The following is a 17,865-nucleotide window of genomic DNA, read 5'->3' as shown; positions in this document are numbered from 1 at the left end:
TCACCCTACGCGCTGCACCCTGCTGGCCGAGGTGACCGCCCAGCCGTGCCCGGACGAACCGCCGTACACGTTCCGGACGTTACGCGACACCCCTCGCGCTTCGGCAGTTGTCCTCGCGGCTGCCCCAGTACTCGCAGACCGTGACGTAGACGTAGAACCCGTCGGCGAAGAAGTTGCCGAAGTCCGCGGTGCAGCTGCCGTTGTTGGACGGGTCGCGCAGGATGACCGCCATGGTGCCGCCACGGGGGTCGGTGCCGGTCAGGGTGGCGACGACACCTCGGTCATTGGAGTCGTTGTCGCACACCGTGATCTTCTCCATCGACGGATAGCCGGCCAGGTCGGCGTCGAAGAACACCGCGCCGCTGCCACCCTCCGTGTAGAGCCAGCCGACGTTCTGGGGCGGCACCGCGGCATTCGCCTGCGTCCCGACCCCGAACACCAGGGCCGACACCGTGCAGACCACCAGACTGACTCGTCGCACCCACTTCATGGACTTTTCCCCCTACCGGTCCGAGACAAGATCGCCACACCCTAGGCAAAGCCTCCGGCTCACGTCACCGCTCGCGGGAAAACTGGCCGGATCTGACGTCCGCATGTCCACGGCACGTCCACGGTTCGGCCCCCGTCGCCGGGTCGGGGAACCACAACACCGACGTCATCGCGGCCGCGAAGCGCTCGCGACCACCTCGCGGGTTGCTCCCGGCACATACGTACATGGAATACGTGTTCCTACCGACGCGCCCCCGACAGCCGTGCCGTTTCCTTGCCTCCATGACGACAGCGGACGGGGAAGCGGAGGCCCGGGAACGCCGGGACTCGCCCCCGTCCGTCCGATCTCGTCCTGGGGGAAACACATGCGCGTCCACCACACCGCAGCCATCGTCCTGTCCGGCGCGGCCGTCCTCTCGGCCCTCGTTCTTCCGGGCACCGCCCAGGCGGCGGGGCACTCCGGGGCGGTGAAGGACCTCAGAGATCTCACCTCGGAGCGTGCCCGGCCGCAGGACCCGATCGGCGGCACCACCTTCACGAACGGGGTCGTCAACAAGGGCAAGGACGTCGTGCTCGGTGTGACGGGCAAGAAGGCCGTTCCCGTCACCTTCACCGCGTTCGACGAGGAGGGCCTCGCCCTCACCCAGGCCTTCCTGTGGCAGGGCACCGACCCTTCGGACACGGACACCATCACCGGCGCCCTGGGGTCGGACGCCGACCCCACCTGCACCGAGACACCGGTCCAGGGCGGCTACCGCTACAGCTGCCGGACGGTCTTCACCATCGACCCGGCCGTCGACTTCAAGGACGGCAACGGCACCGCCGGGACCTGGAAGCTCTTCCTGGGCGCCTACGACCTCTACGCGAACGTCAGTGTCGACGACGACGTCGCCCGCGGCAGCATCAAGCGTGCGGCCAAGCTGACCACCGACGCCTCCCCGGAGCCCGTGACGGCGGGCAGGAACATCAAGGTCACCGGAAAGCTGAGCCGCGCCAACTGGGCCACGGGCAAGAACGCCGGATACGCCGACCAGCCGGTTCAGCTGCAGTTCCGCAAGCGGGGCACCAGCACCTACACCACCCTCAAGACGGTCAGGACCGGCAGCGGCGGCACCCTGAGCACCACCACCCGGGCCCGCTCCGACGGCTACTTCCGCTTCGTCTTCGCCGGCACCACCACGACCGGCTCCGCGACCGCGTCCGGCGACTACGTCGACGTCAGGTAGCCGGCCCGGCGTCCCCGAACCGGCCCCCGGCGCGGCGGCGGGCCATCAGCGCCGCCAGGGCCGTACGGGAGGAGACCCCGGTCTTGCGGAAGGTCCGGGAGACATGGGTCTCGACGGTACGCCGGCTGACGAACAGCCGGTCCGCGATGGCCTGACTGGTGAGCCCTTGCGCGACCAGTTCGGCTATCTCCAGCTCCCGGGCGGTCAGGGCGGCCAGCCGGTCCGTGCGTTCGGCGCGGTCCGGGGAGCCGTACGGCGCCTGCGGGCCGCCGCCGGGCGGGCGGGTGGCGTCGGCGAGGCCGACCAGCATCCCGCTGCCGCCCGCCTCGGCCAGCCTGCGCCCCCTGAGCCAGGCGTGCGTGCCCGCCCGGCCGCGGCCCGCCGCCGCTTCCAGCGGGGCGCCCAGCAGCAGGGACTGGGCCTCCCAGAAGACCGCGCCGCAGCGGGCGCTCTCCGCCGCGGCCTCCGCGAACAGGTCCGCCGCCGCGGCGGTGTCCCCCTGTGCCAGCGGCAGATGGGCGGCGCTGCGCAGCGCGGACGCCCGCTGCATCGGCAGCCCCAGTTGTTCCGCCTCCTTCCGGGCCCGCTCGGCCCAGCCGCGGGCCTCCTCCGGCATCCCCGTCAACAGGGCGGCCGTGACCAGGATCTCCAGGTAGAGCGGCCGCATCGAGGGCTGGATCCGCTGCAGTTCGGGTCCGCCCGCCTGCAGCATCGCGTCCCGGGCCCGCACCGGATCGCCGGCCATGAGCGCGGCCCAGCCGAAGATGCACCAGGCCGTGGAGGCCCACCAGTCGACCCCGCCGCCGGCCGCGGCCACCGCCTCCTCGGCGACGGCCAGGGGGCGCGGATCGCCCGGCGGGCAGCCGGCGACGAGCGCCGCGGCCCTGCTGGCCAGCACGAACGCGAGCAACTGGTCGCTGCCGATCCCGCGCGCGATGTCCTCGGCCCGCTCGGCGAGTTCCAGCGCGGAGGGGATCCGGCAGGTCTGCACCCTGACATGGGACAGGCACAGCAGCAGATGCGGCACGACATACAGCTGACCGCTGCGGCGGGCGATGTCGAGGCCGCGCTCGGCGTGCCGCTCGGCGTCCGGATAGTGCTCCAGGAACGCCTCCGCCCAGCCGAGCCGGGCCAGCGGCTCGCACAGCGCGGTGAGGTCGTTGTCCGGCAGGGAGTCGACCAGGGCGGCGGCCTGCCGGGCGAGTTGGTGCGCCGCCGTCATGTTGCCCTCGTACGCCTCTCCCAGGGCGGCGACGGCGAGGACGCCCGCCTCCCCGACCTCGTCCCCCGTGGACCGGGCCGCCGCGAGGGCCGCCTCGACCTCGGTGCGGACCCGGGCGTAGGAGGTCTCGCTGTCCAGGGGCGCGGCCGAGCCGAGCTCCAGGCCGAGCCGTACGACGTGGGCCGGGGCCGGGTCGCGGGCCAGTTCGCGGCGCAGCACCGCGACGGCCTCGGTGGAGCGCCCCAGATGACGCTCCACCACCGCGCACAGGACGACCGCGCGCACGCGGAGGCCCTGGTCCTCGTCGGCCGCCGGCCCCTCGGGTGAGCGCCGGGGGGTGGCGATCAGTTCCTGGAGCAGGTCGCGGCTTTCGCGCAGGCCCCCGCACGCCGCCAGCGCGCGGGCTCGCCTCAGTGTCAACTTCCTTCGGCGGAGGGCGTGTTCGGGGGTGTGCGGGAGGTGGCGGAGGGCCACGTCGAGCCAGTGGGCGCAGCTCGCCGGGGCCGTCCGGGCCGTCTGCGCGGCGGCCTCGACCAGTACGGCCACCGCCTCCGGGTCCCAGGCGGTCAGCGACCGTTCCACGTGATGGGCCCGCTCGGCCGCCGAGGCGCCGACGCGGGCCAGTTCCTGCGCCGCGAGCCGGTGGATCTCGGCGCGCCTCAGGATGGGCGTGCTCTCGTGGACGAGGGTGCGCACGACCGGATGCCGCAGGGTCAGCAGGCCCTGTGAGGTGGTGCGCAGCAGGTCGCGGCGGGTGAGCGCGTGGACGTCGTCGGCGAACGCGGCAGCCGGCCGGCCCGTCACCCGGCTCACCATCGCGGGGGTGGCGTGCTCGCCCAGGACCGCGACGGCCTCGACGATGCCGCGCCGGGCGGGCGCGAGTACGGCCAGCTCGTCCAGCAGCAGGGTGCCGAGCCCCGGCGGCGGCGAGGACTCCGGCGTCGTACCGTCCCTGCGGGCCTGGAGGAGGGTGAGGAAGTAGAACGGATTGCCCTCGCTCGCGGCGTGCAGCGCGGCCGTCTCGGTGGGCGGCAGGCCGGGACCGGCCAGTTCGGCGCAGTCACCCGCGCTCAGCGGTCGCAGGCCGAGCCGGACGACCGTGCCCGTGTCGACTCCCCGGGTGAGCCCGGCGGCGAGGGACTCGGGCCCCTGCCGGTCACGGCGGGTCACGGCCACGACGACGGGGGCGTGCGGGGGGTGCCGTACGAGGTGGTCCAGCAGTTCCAGGGACGCCGGGTCCGCCCAGTGCAGGTCGTCCAGGGCCAGCAGCAGCCCGGACGGGGCGGCGAGCCGGGCGAGCAGGGCGGCCGTGGACCGGTGCAGTCCGAAACGGTCCACCGTGCCGCTCCGCCCGAGGAGGGGCGCCACCGCGTCGGTCTCCGGCAGGCCCTCCGGGGCGTGCGGGCCGAGGTGGGCGAGCGCGTCGGTGAACACCTGGAAGGGCACCCGCCGTTCGTACTCCGTGGCCCTGCCGCGCAGGACCGTCATGCCGCGCCGGCGCGCCCGTGCGCAGACCTCGCCGAGCAGGCGGCTCTTGCCGATCCCCGCCTCGCCGGTGATGTCGACGAGCCGGGACAGGCCGCCGTCGCGGGACTCCTCGCCGCTCGCCGTGCCGCGCGCGTCCGCGGCCGCGCGGTCGAGCAGCGCGTCGAACCGGGCGAGTTCGGAGGAACGGCCCAGCAAGGGAGTTCCGTTCCCGTCCGCCCCAACTGCCGCGTCGGCTCCCACAGTTGCCCCCTCTTCTTCACATCCCCCTCACGCGTCATTCTCTCCTGCCGATCACCGTGACCGCCGCGCGGGACGACCGGAACGGACGGATGTCACAGGGCGGGCGGCCTCCCCGGCCCCGGACGGGACACGCCGAGGAACGCTCCCCCGCGGACGCCCGGGTGGCCGGGCGCGCAGGGCTCGTCGAACTCGTGGTGCGAGGGGTACGCGCGCGCGTGGGCCCGACGGGCATGCCGTCGGGCCCACGCGCGGCTCGGCGGGTCAGTCGTCGGACGGTTCGTCCCAGGTGACCGACAACTCGTTGCGCTGGCCGAAGCGTTCGAGGTGGCTGCCCACGACCTCCCTGACGGTGGAGAGCGCGGACGCGTCGGGTGCGGTCACCCGGATCAGGAGGTGGTCCGCGGCGGGCTGGAGGAGGACGTCGGTCTGCTGGAAGGTGAGGCGGTGGCCGCCGTCGGCGGTCGCCTCGCTGGGAATCTTTCGACCGAAGTGCGAGGCGAGCTGCTTGGCGTAGCGGGGGGCGGCGTCGGTGGAGGCGCGACCGAGGGAGGTGGGCATGGGGGACTCCTGGGTGCGGGCGAGGGGGCCGGCGGGTGCGGTGGACGCGGCTCTGCCGCACCGATCGACTCATGCTTGATACTTCAAGCAGTGAGATCGACCCTAGCTCTCTCTGATTCAAATTTGAAGCAAAGAGGGTGTTGTGTGGCTCACACCCCTGCCCGGCCCCCCGTCCACCCCACGGGCCGGGCAACGGCAGACTGCACCTATGACCCTCCACTGCGCAGTGCTGGACGACTACCAGGGCGCCGCCCCGGCCATGGCCGACTGGAGCCCCCTCGCCGACCGGGTCGAGGTGCGCACGCTCCGCGAGCACATCGCCGACCGCGACGCGCTGGTGGCCGAACTCCGCGACTGCGAGATCGTCGTGGCCATGCGGGAACGCACCCCCTTCGACGCCGCCCTGCTGCGCCGGCTGCCCCGGCTGCGCCTGCTGGTGACCACCGGCATGCGCAACGCCTCCATCGACCTCGCCGCGGCGCACGCCCAAGGCGTCACCGTGTGCGGTACGGCGAGCAGCCCCACCCCGCCCGTCGAACTGACCTGGGCGCTCCTCCTCGGCCTGGCCCGCCACCTCACCACCGAGAACCGGGGCCTGCGGGGCGGCGGCCCCTGGCAGTCCACCGTCGGCCAGGACCTGCACGGCCGCACCCTGGGCCTCCTCGGACTCGGCAGGATCGGCACCCGGGTCGCCCGGGTGGCCACCGCCTTCGGCATGGAGGTCCTCGCCTGGAGCCAGAACCTCACCGCCGAACGGGCGGCCGAGGCGGGAGCGCGACTGGCCGACGGCAAGGAGGACCTGCTCGCCCGCAGCGACTTCGTCTCCGTCCACCTCGTCCTGTCCGACCGCACCCGCGGCCTGCTGGGCGAGCCGGAACTGCGTGCCATGCGCCCGCACGCCCACCTCGTCAACACCTCCCGCGCCGCCATCGTCGACCGGGCCGCCCTCGTCCGCGCCCTGCGCGAGGGCTGGATCGCCGGCGCCGGCCTCGACGTCTTCGAGACCGAACCGCTTCCCGCCGACGACCCCCTGCGCGCACTGTCGAACGTGCTCGCCACCCCGCACCTCGGCTACGTCACCGAGCGGAACTACCGCACCTTCTACACGGAGGCGGTCGAGGACATCACCGCCTACCTCGCCGGCGCCCCGGTCCGGACCCTGACCCCCGGCTGAGCGGGCACGGCGGCGCCGGTACGGCCTGTGCGACCGGGGGAGCCGTCGGGCGGCCGGTTCCTGCGCACCCGGCCACGGGCGCGCAGGTCACCGCCCAGTAGAGTGCGCCTTCGTCATCACCCGAGAGCCGCCCCCGATCCGCCGAGGTAACCCCGCAGTGACCCCCGCACGACCAGGACCGCCCCACGCCGTCACCGTCGTCGGGCTCGGCGCCGACGGCTGGCAGGGCCTGCCCGACTCCTCCCGGGCCGCCCTGCGCGAGGCCGAGGTCCTCATCGGCGGCCCCCGCCAGCTCGACCTGCTCCCCCCGGAGTGCGCGGGGACACGGATCGCCTGGCCCTCACCCCTGCGGCCCGCGGTCCCCGCTCTGCTGGCCGCGCACGCCGGCCGCCGGACCGCCGTACTGGCCAGCGGCGACCCCATGTTCTACGGCATCGGCCGCGCCCTCGCCGAGGAGGCCGGGGACCGGCTGCGCGTCCTGCCGCACCCCTCGTCCGTCTCCTACGCCGCCGCCCGCCTCGGCTGGCCGCTGGAGGACATCGAGGTGGTCACCCTCGTCGGCCGCCCCGCCGCCCGGCTGGCCGCCGTCCTGCACGACGGCCGACGCCTCCTCGTGCTCAGCGCGGACGCCGGCACGCCCGCGGAGGTGGCCGCCCTGCTCCGGGACCGGGGCTTCGGGCCGAGCCGGATGCGTGTCCTGGAACAGCTCGGCGGCGAGAAGGAGCGGACGGGCGACGCCGTCACCGCCGACGGCTGGGAGCCCGCGCACCCGCCCGGCGACCCCCTCAACATCGTCGCCGTCGAGTGCCGGCGGGCACCGGACGCCCTCCGCCTCGGCGCCGGGCCCGGCCTGCCCGACGAGGCGTACGAGCACGACGGCCAGCTCACCAAGCGCCATGTGCGCGCCGCCACGCTGGCCGCCCTCGCCCCGGCACCCGGCGAACTCCTCTGGGACATCGGCGGCGGATCCGGTTCGATCGCGATCGAGTGGATGCGTACGCACCCCTCCTGCCGGGCGGTCACCGTCGAACGCGACCCCGTGCGCGCCGCACGCATCGTCCGCAACGCCGAGCGGCTCGGTGTCCCAGGTCTGCGGGTCGTCACCGGGGCCGCGCCCGCCGCCCTGGCCGAACTGCCGCCGCCGGACGCCGTGTTCATCGGCGGCGGGCTCACCGCGCCCGGTCTGCTCGACACCTGCCGGCAGGCCCTGCCGGTGGGCGGACGGCTGGTCGCCAACACCGTGACCCTGGAGTCCGAGGCCGTCCTCGCCGCCGCCCACCGCCGCCACGGCGGGGAACTGGTACGGCTCGCGGTGGCGCACGCCGTGCCCGTGGGCGGCTTCACCGGATGGCGGCAGGCGATGCCGGTGACCCAGTGGGCCGTACGCAGGAGCAGCCTCGACACCGCCGACATCGCCGATATCGCCGACACCGCTTCGGGAGAAGACAGATGACCGTGTACTTCATCGGCGCCGGCCCCGGTGCCGCCGACCTGATCACGGTCCGTGGCGCCCGTACGCTCGCCGCCTGCGGGGTCTGCCTCTACGCGGGCAGCCTCGTCCCGCGCGAACTGCTGGCCGAATGCCCGCCCGGCGCACGGCTGGTGGACACCGCCCAGCTCGATCTGGACCGGATCACCGCCGAGTTGGTGCGCGCGCACGAGGAGGGGCACGACGTGGCCCGGCTGCACTCCGGGGACCCGTCCGTGTTCAGCGCGGTCGCCGAGCAGATGCGGCGGCTGGACGCGGCCGGCGTGCCGTACGAAGTGGTGCCCGGGGTGCCCGCGTTCGCCGCAGCGGCGGCCGCGCTGAAGCGGGAGCTGACCGTGCCGACGGTCGGCCAGACCGTGATCCTCACGCGCGTCGCCCAGCAGGCCACGCCCATGCCGGACGGCGAGGACCTCGCCACCCTCGGGCGCAGCGGGGCGCTCATCGTGCTGCACCTGGCCGTGCGTTACGTGGACCGTGTCGTCGAGGAACTTCTTCCGCACTACGGGGCGGACTGCCCGGCCGCCGTCGTCGCGTACGCCTCGCGGCCCGAGGAGCTGGTTCTCCGGGGGACGTTGGAGGAGATCGCGGGGCAGGTGAAGGCGGCGGGTGTGCTGCGCACGGCTGTGATCATGGTCGGCCGGACGCTTGGTGCGCGGCAGTTCCGGGACAGTCATCTGTACTCGCCCGAGCGGGACCGGCACGAGTGCTGAGGAGGGGGTGCGTTGTCGGCTGCGGGTGAGTGGGGCTTCTCGCGCAGTTCCCCGCGCCCCTAAAGGCATCAGGCCCCTGCGGGCCTGACAGCCAACGGCCCTGCGGGCCTGAAAAGCACGGGGCGCAGCCCCGGCTTTTCAGGGGCGCGGGGAACTGCGCGAGAAGCCCCACCGGGCCCGCGGTCGCCCACGCACCCGCACCCCCGACCCGGAAGGCGCCCCCGCACCCGGTGCTACGCTCCCCTTGCCTCCCGCGGGGGAAGTCCGGTGAGAGTCCGGCGCTGACCCGCAACGGTGTGCGCGACGGCCCGACGGCCGTCGCGCGAGCCCGATCGCCCGAGGGTGGTGCGACCCGTTGAACGCTCGCCGTGGACTGCGAGAGGGGACCGCACGGCCCCCGTGCCGTACGGGCTGTTCCTCGACCGACGTCCGTCAGGCGGCCCCAGGCGAAGGACCGCCCCGACCGTGCGCCGCAGCCCCGCCCCCAGCCGGACACCCCTGCCCCCGCTGATACTCGGCCTCGCCCTGCTCCTGCTGCTGTCGCTCGTGGGCGGCACCGGGCTGGGCGCCGCCGGCATCGGAGGGCAGGACGTCCTGCGGTTCCTGTGGGCCGGATTCACCGGCGGGACCGTGCACGCCGGGGACGCCGCCGCGTACACCATCGTCTGGGAGATCCGGCTGCCGCGGGTGCTGCTCGGGGCGGTCGTGGGCGCCGGGCTCGCCTCCGTCGGGGTGGGCGTCCAGGCGATCGTGCGCAACGCCCTCGGCGACCCGTTCGTGCTCGGCATCTCCTCCGGCGCGGCGGTCGGCGCCAACGCGGTGATCCTGCTCGGCGCGTTCGCCGCGCTCGGGATCTGGGCGCTGTCCGTGTCGGCCTTCCTCTCCGCCCTCGCCGCCATGGCCCTGGTGTACGCGCTGGCCCGCTCACCCCACGGACTGTCCCCGCTGCGGCTGGTCCTGACGGGAACGGCACTGGCCTACGGCTTCGAGGCGCTCACCACCGTCATGGTGTTCGGCGCGGCACGCGGCGAGGCGGCACGGTCGGCGCTGATGTGGCTGCTCGGCAGCCTGGGCGGGGCGACCTGGGCGCAGGTGCCGCTCGTCGCCGTGACCGTGGCCGCGGGCTGGGCGTGGCTGCGCCGGCGGGCCGAGTCCCTCAACGCCCTCGCCCTGGGCGACGAGACCGCGGCCGCGCTCGGCGTCCGCCCGGAGCGGCTGCGCCGGGAGCTGTTCCTCGTCACCGCCGGCGTGACCGGGACCGTCGTGGCGGTCAGCGGGGCCATCGGGTTCGTCGGGCTGATGGTGCCGCACGTGGTGCGGATGCTGGTCGGCGCCGACCACCGGCGGGTGCTGGCGGTCGCCCCGCTCGTCGGCGCCGTGCTCCTGGTGTGGGCGGACGTGCTGTCCCGGCTGCTGCTCGCCCCCGCCGAACTGCCCGTCGGTGTGATCACCGCCGTGGTGGGCGTGCCCGCCTTCCTGCTGCTGATGCGACGCGGCGGCTACGCGTTCGGAGGCCGCTGACATGCGACTCGACATCGACGGGGTGACGGTCGAGGCCGCGGGCGCCCGGCTGGTCGACGACATCCGGCTCACCGCCGGCAGCGGGGCGTTCGTCGGGCTCGTCGGCCCCAACGGCAGCGGCAAGTCGACGCTGTTGCGCTGTGTCTACCGGGCGCTGCGCCCGGCCGCCGGGGCCGTGCGGCTGGACGGCGAGGACGTGCACGCCCTGCCGCCCCGGGCCGCCGCCCGGAAACTGGCGGCGCTGCCGCAGGAGTCGACCGCCGAGTTCGACTTCACGGTCACCGAGGTCGTCGCCATGGGGCGGCTGCCGCACCGGGACCGCACGGCCGCCTCCGACACGGAGATCTGCGCGCGGGCCATGGCCCGCACCGGCGTGGACCACCTCGCCGACCGGGGGTTCCCGGCCCTGTCCGGCGGCGAGAAGCAGCGTGTCCTGCTGGCCCGCGCCCTCGCCCAGCAGCCGCGGGTGCTCGTCCTCGACGAACCCACCAACCATCTCGACATCGCCCACCAGCTGGACGTGCTGTCCCTGGTCCGCGACAGCGGCGTCACCGTGCTCGCCGCCCTGCACGACCTCAACCTCGCCGCCGCGCACTGCGACGTCCTGTACGTGATCGCGGGCGGCCGCATCGTCGCCTCCGGCCCGCCCCACGACGTCCTGCGCCCCGACCTGCTCGCCGAGGTGTTCGGGGTCCGCGCCCATCCCGTTCGGCATCCGGTCACCGGTGCCGTCCAACTCCTGTTCGACCTGCTCCCGTCCGTCCCCTGAAGCCCCGGCGCTCCTCCCGCACCCGAAGCCCCGGCCCCGCCACCCCTGAGGACCCTCATGCGCAAGCTGCTCGCCGCCGCCGTCTGCCTCGCCGCCACCGCCACCGCCGCCGTCACCGGATGCGGGGCGACCGTGGAACCGCCCGCGGACGGCGGGACCCGGTCCGCCGGGAAAACCGTCACCCTCACCAACTGCGGCCGGAAGATCACTTTCGACAGGGTCCCCGAGCGCGTGGTCACCAACGACGTCGGGATCACCGAGCTGATGTTCGCCCTCGGCCTGGAGGACCGCATGGCCGGGTACGCCATGCCCGACGACAAGGGCGACCTGAGCGACGTGCCCTGGAAGGACGGCTACGACAAGGTGAAGTGGCTGTCGAAGGACCAGCTCACCAAGGAGAACGTGCTCGACGCCCGGGCGGATCTCGTCTTCGCCGGCTGGAACTACGGCTTCCGCGAGGACGCCGGCTTCACCCCCGACACCCTCAAGAAGCTCGGCATCCCCTCGTACGTCCTCACCGAGTCCTGCCGCAACGGCCGCACCGGGACCTCGCGCGGCATCATGCCGCCCCTCGACGCCCTCTACACCGACCTCACCAACCTCGGGAAGCTGTTCGGCGTCGAGAAGCGGGCGGCCACGCTGATCGCCGGGTTCAGGAAGGAGATCGCCGCCGTGCACGCGCAGGCGCCCGCGAAGAAGCCCACGGTCTTCCTCTACGACAGCGGCCAGGACCAGCCCTTCACCTCCGGCCGCTACGCCGCGCCCGAGCAGATCATCACCGAGGCCGGCGGCGTCAACGTCATGCACGACGTCGAGGACTCCTGGACCACCGTCGGCTGGGAGAGCGTCGTCCGGCGCAACCCCGACGCCATCGTGATCTGCGACTACGGCGACGTCGGCGCCGAGCAGAAGAAGAAGTTCCTGCTCTCCTACGCCCCGCTGCGCGACGTCTCCGCGATCAGACACCGCCGGATCTTCGTCCTCGACTACGCCGACCTCGTCGAGAGCCCCCGCAACCCGTCGGCCGTCGCCCGCCTCGGCGCCTACCTGCGGACCGTCGCCTAGAAACTAGGGCTGCCGCACCCCGCTGCGGCCCACGATCGTGCCCGCCCGGTCGATGCAGAGGACGTCGACCGCGACGGGCGCGCCCCGCAGGACGGCGAGGGCCTCGTCTCGGGCCGCCACCGCGACCAGGTCGCCGAGCGGCACTCCGGCCGCCGTGCACAGCTGGAGTGCGGCGAGCCCGGTGTTGGCGCCGGCCACCTCGGCGGCCAGCGCCTCGTCCGCGCCGCCGCGCCGGGCCAGCTCGGCGAGGAAGCCCTTGTCGACCTGGGAGCGGGCGGAGTGCAGGTCGAGATGGCCGGCGGCGAGCTTGGAGAGCTTGGCGAAACCGCCGCAGACCGTCAGCCGGTCCACGGGGTGCCGGCGCACGTACTTCAGGACCGCGCCCGCGAAGTCGCCCATGTCGAGCAGCGCGTCCTCGGGCAGCGCGTACTCGGCGACGACCGTCTTCTCCGACGTCGACCCGGTGCACCCGGCGAGATGCGTGCGCCCGGCCGCCCGGGCCACGTCGACGCCCCGTCGGATGGAGTCGATCCACGCCGAGCAGGAGTACGGGACCACGATCCCGGTCGTGCCCAGGATGGAGAGACCGCCGAGGATGCCCAGCCGGGGGTTCCAGGTGGAGCGGGCGATCTCCTCGCCGTGGTCCACGGAGACGGTGATCTCGACGTCGCCGCTGCCGCCGTGGCGGGCGGCGACCTCGGCGACGTGGTCCCGCATCATCTGCCGGGGGACCGGGTTCACCGCCGGTTCGCCGACCGCGAGGGGCAGGCCCGGACGGGTGACCGTCCCCACCCCGGGACCGGCCCGGAAGACCACGCCCGCCCCGGCGGGCAGCCGCCGTACCGTGGCCCGGACCAGCGCGCCGTGCGTGACGTCCGGGTCGTCGCCCGCGTCCTTCACGATCCCCGCCGTCGCGCTGTCACCGGTCAGCTCCTCGGCCGCCAGCGCGAACGCCGGGGTCTGCCCCTTCGGCAGGGTGATCGTCACCGGGTCGGGGAACTCTCCGGTCAGCAGCGCGGTGTACGCGGCCGTCGTGGCGGCCGTCGCACAGGCACCGGTGGTCCAGCCGGGACGCAGACCGGTGTGCTTGAGTTGGGCCGCGCGACCGCCCGCCGCCGCGCCGCCCACACCCTGCTGCTCGTCACTGCTCATGATCGGACCCGGACTTCCATGCACGTACTGATACTCGGCGGAACCACGGAGGCCCGCCGCCTGGCCGAACTGCTGCACGGCACCCCCGGCCTGCGGCTGACCAGCTCGCTCGCCGGACGGGTCGCCAGCCCCCGGCTGCCCCCGGGCGAGGTCCGCGTCGGCGGCTTCGGCGGGGCCGAGGGGCTGGCCGACTGGCTGCGCGAACACCAGGTGGACGCGCTCATCGACGCCACCCATCCTTTCGCCGGGACCATGAGTTTCCACGCGGCACGGGCGGCCGCCACCACCCATGTTCCCCTGCTCGCGCTCCGCCGGCCCGGCTGGGTGCCGGGCCCCGGCGACGACTGGCACGACGTCGGCTCACTGACGGAGGCGGCGCGGCTGCTGCCCACGCTCGGCCACCGCGTGTTCCTCACCACCGGGCGCATGGGGCTGGCCGCGTTCGCCGCCCTGGACGGCCTGTGGTTCCTCGTCCGCTCCGTCGACGCCCCCGAGGCCCCGTACCCGGCCCGGACGCGGGTGCTGCTCGACCGGGGACCGTTCACCCTGGACGGCGAGCGGGAGCTGCTGAGCCGCCACCGCATCGACGTGGTCGTCACCAAGGACAGCGGGGGAGCGGCCACCGCGCCGAAGCTGACCGCCGCGCGGGAGGCCGGGCTGCCGGTCCTGGTGGTGCGCCGGCCCCCCGTGCCGGAGGGCGTCACCGTGGTGGCGGACCCGGACGCGGCGGCCCGCTGGGTCCACGGGCCGGCCGAAGCAGTCCGAGCCAGGCGGGCCGAGGAGCGTCCCGACGTCCGCTGACCCCGCCGGGTCGGCACACACGTCACCGTGCGCCGACCCGAGGACGGGCAGGCCCCGGCACGGCCGCGGACCCGTCGGCCCCGGCACCCGTGGGCACACGTGGGCCTCCGCGTCGGCCCACCCGGCCACCGCCGTCCGCGACAGCGCCCCGCCCCGCTCACCCCTCCGGGTACCGGCGGGGCGTCCACACGATCTGCTCCCCGTCCCCGCGCCGGACCACCCGGGTCTGCGAGGAGCCGACCAGCAGGATCGTCCGCATGTCGACCTCGGCCGGGTCCAGGCCGGCCAGCGACACGATCCGTACGCGCTCACCGGAGCCGCCCACGTCCCGCGCGACCACGACCGGGGTGTCCGGCGCCCGGTGTTCGAGGAGCAGCTCACGCGCCTTGCCCACCTGCCAGGTACGGCTGCGTGAACCGGGGTTGTACAGCGCCAGCACCAGATCCGCCGAGGCCGCCGCGCGCAGCCGCTCGGCGATGACCTCCCACGGCTTGAGCCGGTCGGAGAGGGAGAGCGTGGCGTAGTCGTGGCCCAGCGGGGCGCCCGCGCGGGCGGCGGCCGCGTTGGCGGCGGTCACCCCCGGCAGCACCCGCACCGGCACGTCCGCGTACTCCTCCTGCGCGGCGACCTCCAGCACGGCCGTCGCCATGGCGAAGACCCCCGGGTCGCCGCCGGAGACGACCGCGACCCGGCGCCCGCGCCGGGCCAGGTCGAGGGCGAACTCGGCGCGCTCCGACTCGACCCGGTTGTCCGAGCCGTGCCGCACCTGCCCCGCCCGCCGGGGCACCCGGTCCAGATAGGTGGTGTAGCCGACGAGGTCGTCGGCGGCGGCGAGCGCCCCCCGCGTCTCGGGCGTCAGCCACAGCGGACCGGCGGGCCCGGTGCCGACCACGACGACCTCGCCCCGCTCCCGGGCCTCCGGCCGTTCGGCGTCGACCTGGCTGGGCAGCACGGCCACCGAGAAGTACGGCACCGACTCCGCGTCCACGTCCGCCAGTTCACCGATGCGCTCGCCGGGCATGGTGGCGCGCTCGACGTAGTGGGCCTCGGCGAGCCGTCCCGCGCTCTCCAGCGCGCCGCGCACCTTGGTGAAGGTCCGCCCCAGCTTCATCACCACGGCCACGTCGGTCGCGGCGAGCCGCGCGGTCAGCTCCTCCTCGGGCAGGGTGCCCGGCAGGATCGTCAGCACCTCCTCGCCCTCGACGAGCGGTGTGCCCAGGCGGGCCGCGGCGGCCGACACGGACGTGACACCGGGGATCACCTCGGTGTCGTAGCGGTCGACCAGCCGCTTGTGCATGTGCATGTAGGAGCCGTAGAACAGCGGGTCGCCCTCGGCGAGGACCGCGACCGTGCGCCCGGCGTCGAGATGGGCGGCCAGGCGGGCCGACGCCTCCTCGTAGAAGTCCTCCATCGCGCCCTTGTAGCCGCCCGGGTGGTCGGTGGTCTCCGTGGTCAGCGGATACATCAGCCGTTCCTCGATGTGATCGTCGCGCAGGTGCTTCGCGGCGATCGAGCGGGCGATGGAACGGCCGTGCCGGGCGCAGTGGTACGCGATCACATCCGCCTCGGAGATCACCTCGACGGCCCGGACGGTCATCAGGGACGGGTCGCCGGGGCCGAGCCCGACGCCGTACAGCTTCCCGCTCACTCTTCCTCACTCGCGATCGCGTTGAGCGCGGCGGCGGCGATGGCGCTGCCGCCGCGCCGGCCGCGTACGACGAGGTGCTCCAGGCCCGAGGGGTGCGCGGCGAGCGCGTCCTTGGACTCCGCGGCGCCGACGAACCCGACCGGCACACCGATGACGGCGGCGGGCCGGGGCGCGCCCTCCTCGATCATCTCCAGCAGCCGGAACAGCGCGGTGGGCGCGTTGCCGACGGCCACGATCGATCCCTCCAGCCGGTCCCGCCACAGCTCCAGCGCGGCGGCGCTGCGCGTGGTGCCCAGCTTCGCCGCCAGCTCGGGGACGCCCGGCGCGGAGAGCGTGCACAGCACGTCGTTGTCGGCGGGCAGCCGCTTACGGGTCACCCCGCTGGCCACCATCTGGACGTCGGTGAAGATGGGCGCTCCGGCCCGCAGGGCCTCGCGGGCGCGGGCCACCACGCCGGGCGTGTACGCCAGGTCCCGCACGAGGTCGACCATTCCGCAGGCGTGGATCATCCGCACCGCGACCTGGCTGACGTCGGCGGGCAGCGCCGCGAGGTCCGCCTCCGCGCGGATGGTGGCGAAGGACTGCCGGTAGATCGCCGGGCCGTCCTTCTCGTAGTCGTAGGTGGTCACGGTGGTCTTCTCGCTGCTCTCGGTCGGCGTACGGGGCAAGGTCGTGCGGGTGGTGCTCATGCGGATGTCGTTCTCGTGCGGATGTCGTTCTCGCGCGGGGCGTTCGGGCGGGTGCGGTCGGGGCGGGTCACGCTGCTGTCCGGCCTATGGGGTGATCTCCCCCAGGGCGGCGGCGAGTCCGGTGGGACTGGCCAGGGCCGCGGTCCGCGCGTCCCGGCCGGGAGCGGTGCGGGCGAGCCGGTAGCCGCCGCCCGGCACGGCCACCACCTCGACGTGCTCGCCCCGGGGCCGGCCGCAGCGGCGCTCGCAGCCGGACCAGTACAGGGGAAGGCCGCCGCCGTGCCGGGCCGCGTCGAGACCCGCGGTCGCGTCCGCCCGCACGTCCGCCAGGGACTTGGCGCAGCCGGGCCGCCCGATGCAGGCGCCGACGTGCAGCCAGGGGGAGGCGGGATCGGTGACCAGGCCGGTCACGGAGAGCCGGGCGAGCGCCTCGGCGGCCCGCTCCGCACCCGGGCCCGGCACCGGGACCACGACTCCACGCCAGGGAGTGAGCCGCAGCTCCCGCCGGGCGGTCGTGGCCGCGAGAGCGGTCAACTCCCGCCACTGCGGGGCTGTGAGGCGACCCAGCGGGGCGTGGACGGACAGGGCCTCGCCGACGACTCCCGGAGGCGGTCCCTCCGCCCCGGTCGCTCCCGCCGTCGTACCGGCCCGGAGCACCGCGCCGATCCCGGCGGCGGTCAGCCGGTCGTGGACCAGGGCGAGCAGCCCGTCCCGGGACGGGAGTTCGGTCACCCGCCAGACCCGCGCCCCGCCGTCCCGCGCCGCCGTCAGGAAGGTCTCGGCGGCCGTCAGCGCGGCCCGGGGCGCGTCCTCGGCGGAGACCGACAGGGCCTCGTCGGCCGTGCCGAGGCTCAGGCGCGCGCCGCCGTCCGCCTCCGCGCGGACCGTCACGTCGGGATCGAGTCCGGCCACGTCCCCGCGTCCGTCGTCGAGCGCGAACAGGAACCGTCCCGACAACTCCCGTGCCGCCGTGCTCGCGCACAGCGCCGCGTCGAGACCCGACAGCCAGGGCCGTACGTCCCGCAGTCCCCGTCCGTCGAGGCCGGACAGGGGGGAGGCGACGATGTTGCGCACGCGTTCGTGCGCGGGGGAGGGGAGCAGTCCGGCCGCGTCCAGCGACTCGGCCAGCGCGCCCCCGCACCCGTCGGACAGTCCCCGCAGCTGCACGTTGCCGCGCGAGGTGAGGTGAAGATCACCGTCGCCGAGCCCCCGCGCCGCCTCCGCGAGCGCCTCGGCCTGGCGGACGGTCAGCACCCCACCGGGCACCCGGACCCGCGCCAGCGCCCCGTCGTCCGCCGTGTGCAGCCGCAGCGTCCCCGGGCAGGCGTCGCCACGGTCCCGTGTGGCCGCTGTGGCCTGGGACGATGAACGCAGGGGAGGCGTGGACATGGCGGCGAGCATACCCACCGGCACAACGGACGTATCCTCCGCCCTTTTGAGGCGACCCTTACTATGCTGCTTGGCGGATCATCCGGTCCGCCTACGCCACCATGGCGACAGGGGAGGAAGCCCGGTGTGAGTCCGGCGCGGTCCCGCCACTGTGAGTCCGTCCCAGGAGGGGCGGGCGAGTCAGGAACTCCCTTCCCCGCACCCCTCGGTCCGTCCGAGCAGGGGAGACTCCGAT

The 17,865-nt window shown here is 74.6% G+C and carries 15 protein-coding genes and 2 riboswitches; of the genes, 8 read left to right on the top strand and 7 right to left on the bottom strand.

Annotated features, from left to right (window positions below; all coding sequences use genetic code 11):
- Nucleotides 1-79: 79 nt before the first annotated feature.
- Complete coding sequence (locus tag PYR72_RS09930; protein ID WP_275454967.1) at nt 80-490, bottom strand: hypothetical protein; 411 nt, start codon at nt 488-490, stop codon at nt 80-82.
- Nucleotides 491-854: 364 nt separating this feature from the next.
- Between PYR72_RS09930 and PYR72_RS09925 the strand changes: the two genes are divergently transcribed.
- Nucleotides 855-1,715, top strand: a complete 861-nt coding sequence (locus PYR72_RS09925) for a hypothetical protein (protein WP_275454966.1) — start codon at nt 855-857, stop codon at nt 1,713-1,715.
- On the opposite strand, the gene PYR72_RS09920 is transcribed toward PYR72_RS09925, so the two are convergent.
- Both PYR72_RS09920 and PYR72_RS09915 read right to left on the bottom strand, forming a co-directional pair.
- Entirely contained in the window at nt 1,708-4,620 is a 2,913-nt protein-coding gene (locus tag PYR72_RS09920) for an AAA family ATPase (protein WP_275454965.1), read from the bottom strand. The two genes, PYR72_RS09925 and PYR72_RS09920, sit on opposite strands and share 8 nt — an antisense overlap.
- 306 nt (nt 4,621-4,926) lie before the next feature.
- On the bottom strand, nt 4,927-5,223 hold the full coding sequence (locus PYR72_RS09915; RefSeq protein ID WP_275454964.1) for a DUF2218 domain-containing protein: 297 nt from the start codon (nt 5,221-5,223) through the stop codon (nt 4,927-4,929).
- 208 nt (nt 5,224-5,431) lie between these two features.
- Between PYR72_RS09915 and PYR72_RS09910 the strand changes: the two genes are divergently transcribed.
- The 6 genes from PYR72_RS09910 (at nt 5,432) to PYR72_RS09885 (ending at nt 11,951) form a co-directional block, all read left to right on the top strand.
- Nucleotides 5,432-6,397: a D-2-hydroxyacid dehydrogenase family protein gene (locus tag PYR72_RS09910; protein WP_275454963.1), complete on the top strand. Its 966-nt coding sequence runs from the start codon at nt 5,432-5,434 to the stop codon at nt 6,395-6,397.
- A 157-nt stretch (nt 6,398-6,554) separates the two neighbouring features.
- Nucleotides 6,555-7,850 (top strand): precorrin-6y C5,15-methyltransferase (decarboxylating) subunit CbiE, encoded by a 1,296-nt coding sequence (gene cbiE / locus PYR72_RS09905; RefSeq protein WP_275454962.1) that lies wholly within the window; start codon nt 6,555-6,557, stop codon nt 7,848-7,850.
- Complete coding sequence (cobM, locus tag PYR72_RS09900; RefSeq protein WP_037726824.1) at nt 7,847-8,596, top strand: precorrin-4 C(11)-methyltransferase; 750 nt, start codon at nt 7,847-7,849, stop codon at nt 8,594-8,596. Before cbiE ends, cobM begins: the two co-directional genes overlap by 4 nt.
- 256 nt (nt 8,597-8,852) lie before the next feature.
- A riboswitch (cobalamin riboswitch) is annotated at nt 8,853-8,934 on the top strand.
- A 127-nt stretch (nt 8,935-9,061) separates the two neighbouring features.
- Nucleotides 9,062-10,117 (top strand): iron ABC transporter permease, encoded by a 1,056-nt coding sequence (locus PYR72_RS09895; RefSeq protein ID WP_275454961.1) that lies wholly within the window; start codon nt 9,062-9,064, stop codon nt 10,115-10,117.
- A gap of 1 nt (nt 10,118) precedes the next feature.
- Nucleotides 10,119-10,886 (top strand): ABC transporter ATP-binding protein, encoded by a 768-nt coding sequence (locus PYR72_RS09890; RefSeq protein ID WP_275454960.1) that lies wholly within the window; start codon nt 10,119-10,121, stop codon nt 10,884-10,886.
- Between the two features lie 57 nt (nt 10,887-10,943).
- Nucleotides 10,944-11,951, top strand: a complete 1,008-nt coding sequence (locus PYR72_RS09885; RefSeq protein ID WP_275454959.1) for an ABC transporter substrate-binding protein — start codon at nt 10,944-10,946, stop codon at nt 11,949-11,951.
- Nucleotides 11,952-11,954: 3 nt separating this feature from the next.
- Here the strand turns inward: PYR72_RS09885 and PYR72_RS09880 are convergent, their stop codons facing one another.
- A complete protein-coding gene (locus PYR72_RS09880) occupies nt 11,955-13,103 on the bottom strand; it encodes a cobalt-precorrin-5B (C(1))-methyltransferase (RefSeq protein WP_275454958.1) in 1,149 nt (382 codons plus the stop codon).
- 18 nt (nt 13,104-13,121) lie between these two features.
- Between PYR72_RS09880 and PYR72_RS09875 the strand changes: the two genes are divergently transcribed.
- Complete coding sequence (locus PYR72_RS09875) at nt 13,122-13,904, top strand: cobalt-precorrin-6A reductase (protein ID WP_275454957.1); 783 nt, start codon at nt 13,122-13,124, stop codon at nt 13,902-13,904.
- 157 nt (nt 13,905-14,061) lie between these two features.
- Here PYR72_RS09875 and PYR72_RS09870 read toward each other — a convergent pair whose 3' ends face one another.
- The 3 genes from PYR72_RS09870 to cobG all read right to left on the bottom strand — a co-directional run bounded on the left by PYR72_RS09870 (nt 14,062) and on the right by cobG (nt 17,642).
- Nucleotides 14,062-15,552: a precorrin-2 C(20)-methyltransferase gene (locus PYR72_RS09870; RefSeq protein WP_275454956.1), complete on the bottom strand. Its 1,491-nt coding sequence runs from the start codon at nt 15,550-15,552 to the stop codon at nt 14,062-14,064.
- Nucleotides 15,549-16,181: a precorrin-8X methylmutase gene (locus PYR72_RS09865; RefSeq protein ID WP_275460374.1), complete on the bottom strand. Its 633-nt coding sequence runs from the start codon at nt 16,179-16,181 to the stop codon at nt 15,549-15,551. The genes PYR72_RS09870 and PYR72_RS09865 overlap by 4 nt, the downstream gene beginning before the upstream one ends.
- A gap of 144 nt (nt 16,182-16,325) precedes the next feature.
- A complete protein-coding gene (gene cobG, locus PYR72_RS09860) occupies nt 16,326-17,642 on the bottom strand; it encodes a precorrin-3B synthase (protein ID WP_275460373.1) in 1,317 nt (438 codons plus the stop codon).
- Nucleotides 17,643-17,743: 101 nt separating this feature from the next.
- A riboswitch (cobalamin riboswitch) is annotated at nt 17,744-17,820 on the top strand.
- Nucleotides 17,821-17,865: the final 45 nt, after the last annotated feature.

The sequence above is a fragment of the Streptomyces sp. VNUA24 genome (assembly GCF_029167005.1).
GTDB lineage: Bacteria > Actinomycetota > Actinomycetes > Streptomycetales > Streptomycetaceae > Streptomyces > Streptomyces scabiei.
This window is presented reverse-complemented; position numbering and strand designations above follow the sequence as displayed.

Excerpts from the sequence above, each read along its gene's own strand:
- PYR72_RS09890 (WP_275454960.1), top strand. The coding sequence starts at position 10,119 with ATGCGACTCGACATCGACGGGGTGACGGTCGAGGCCGCGGGCGCCCGG.
- PYR72_RS09925 (WP_275454966.1), top strand. The coding sequence starts at position 855 with ATGCGCGTCCACCACACCGCAGCCATCGTCCTGTCCGGCGCGGCCGTC.
- PYR72_RS09885 (WP_275454959.1), top strand. The coding sequence starts at position 10,944 with ATGCGCAAGCTGCTCGCCGCCGCCGTCTGCCTCGCCGCCACCGCCACC.
- cobM (WP_037726824.1), top strand. The coding sequence starts at position 7,847 with ATGACCGTGTACTTCATCGGCGCCGGCCCCGGTGCCGCCGACCTGATC.
- cobG (WP_275460373.1), bottom strand. The coding sequence starts at position 17,642 with ATGCTCGCCGCCATGTCCACGCCTCCCCTGCGTTCATCGTCCCAGGCC.
- PYR72_RS09915 (WP_275454964.1), bottom strand. The coding sequence starts at position 5,223 with ATGCCCACCTCCCTCGGTCGCGCCTCCACCGACGCCGCCCCCCGCTAC.
- PYR72_RS09930 (WP_275454967.1), bottom strand. The coding sequence starts at position 490 with ATGAAGTGGGTGCGACGAGTCAGTCTGGTGGTCTGCACGGTGTCGGCC.
- PYR72_RS09910 (WP_275454963.1), top strand. The coding sequence starts at position 5,432 with ATGACCCTCCACTGCGCAGTGCTGGACGACTACCAGGGCGCCGCCCCG.
- PYR72_RS09880 (WP_275454958.1), bottom strand. The coding sequence starts at position 13,103 with ATGAGCAGTGACGAGCAGCAGGGTGTGGGCGGCGCGGCGGCGGGCGGT.
- PYR72_RS09875 (WP_275454957.1), top strand. The coding sequence starts at position 13,122 with ATGCACGTACTGATACTCGGCGGAACCACGGAGGCCCGCCGCCTGGCC.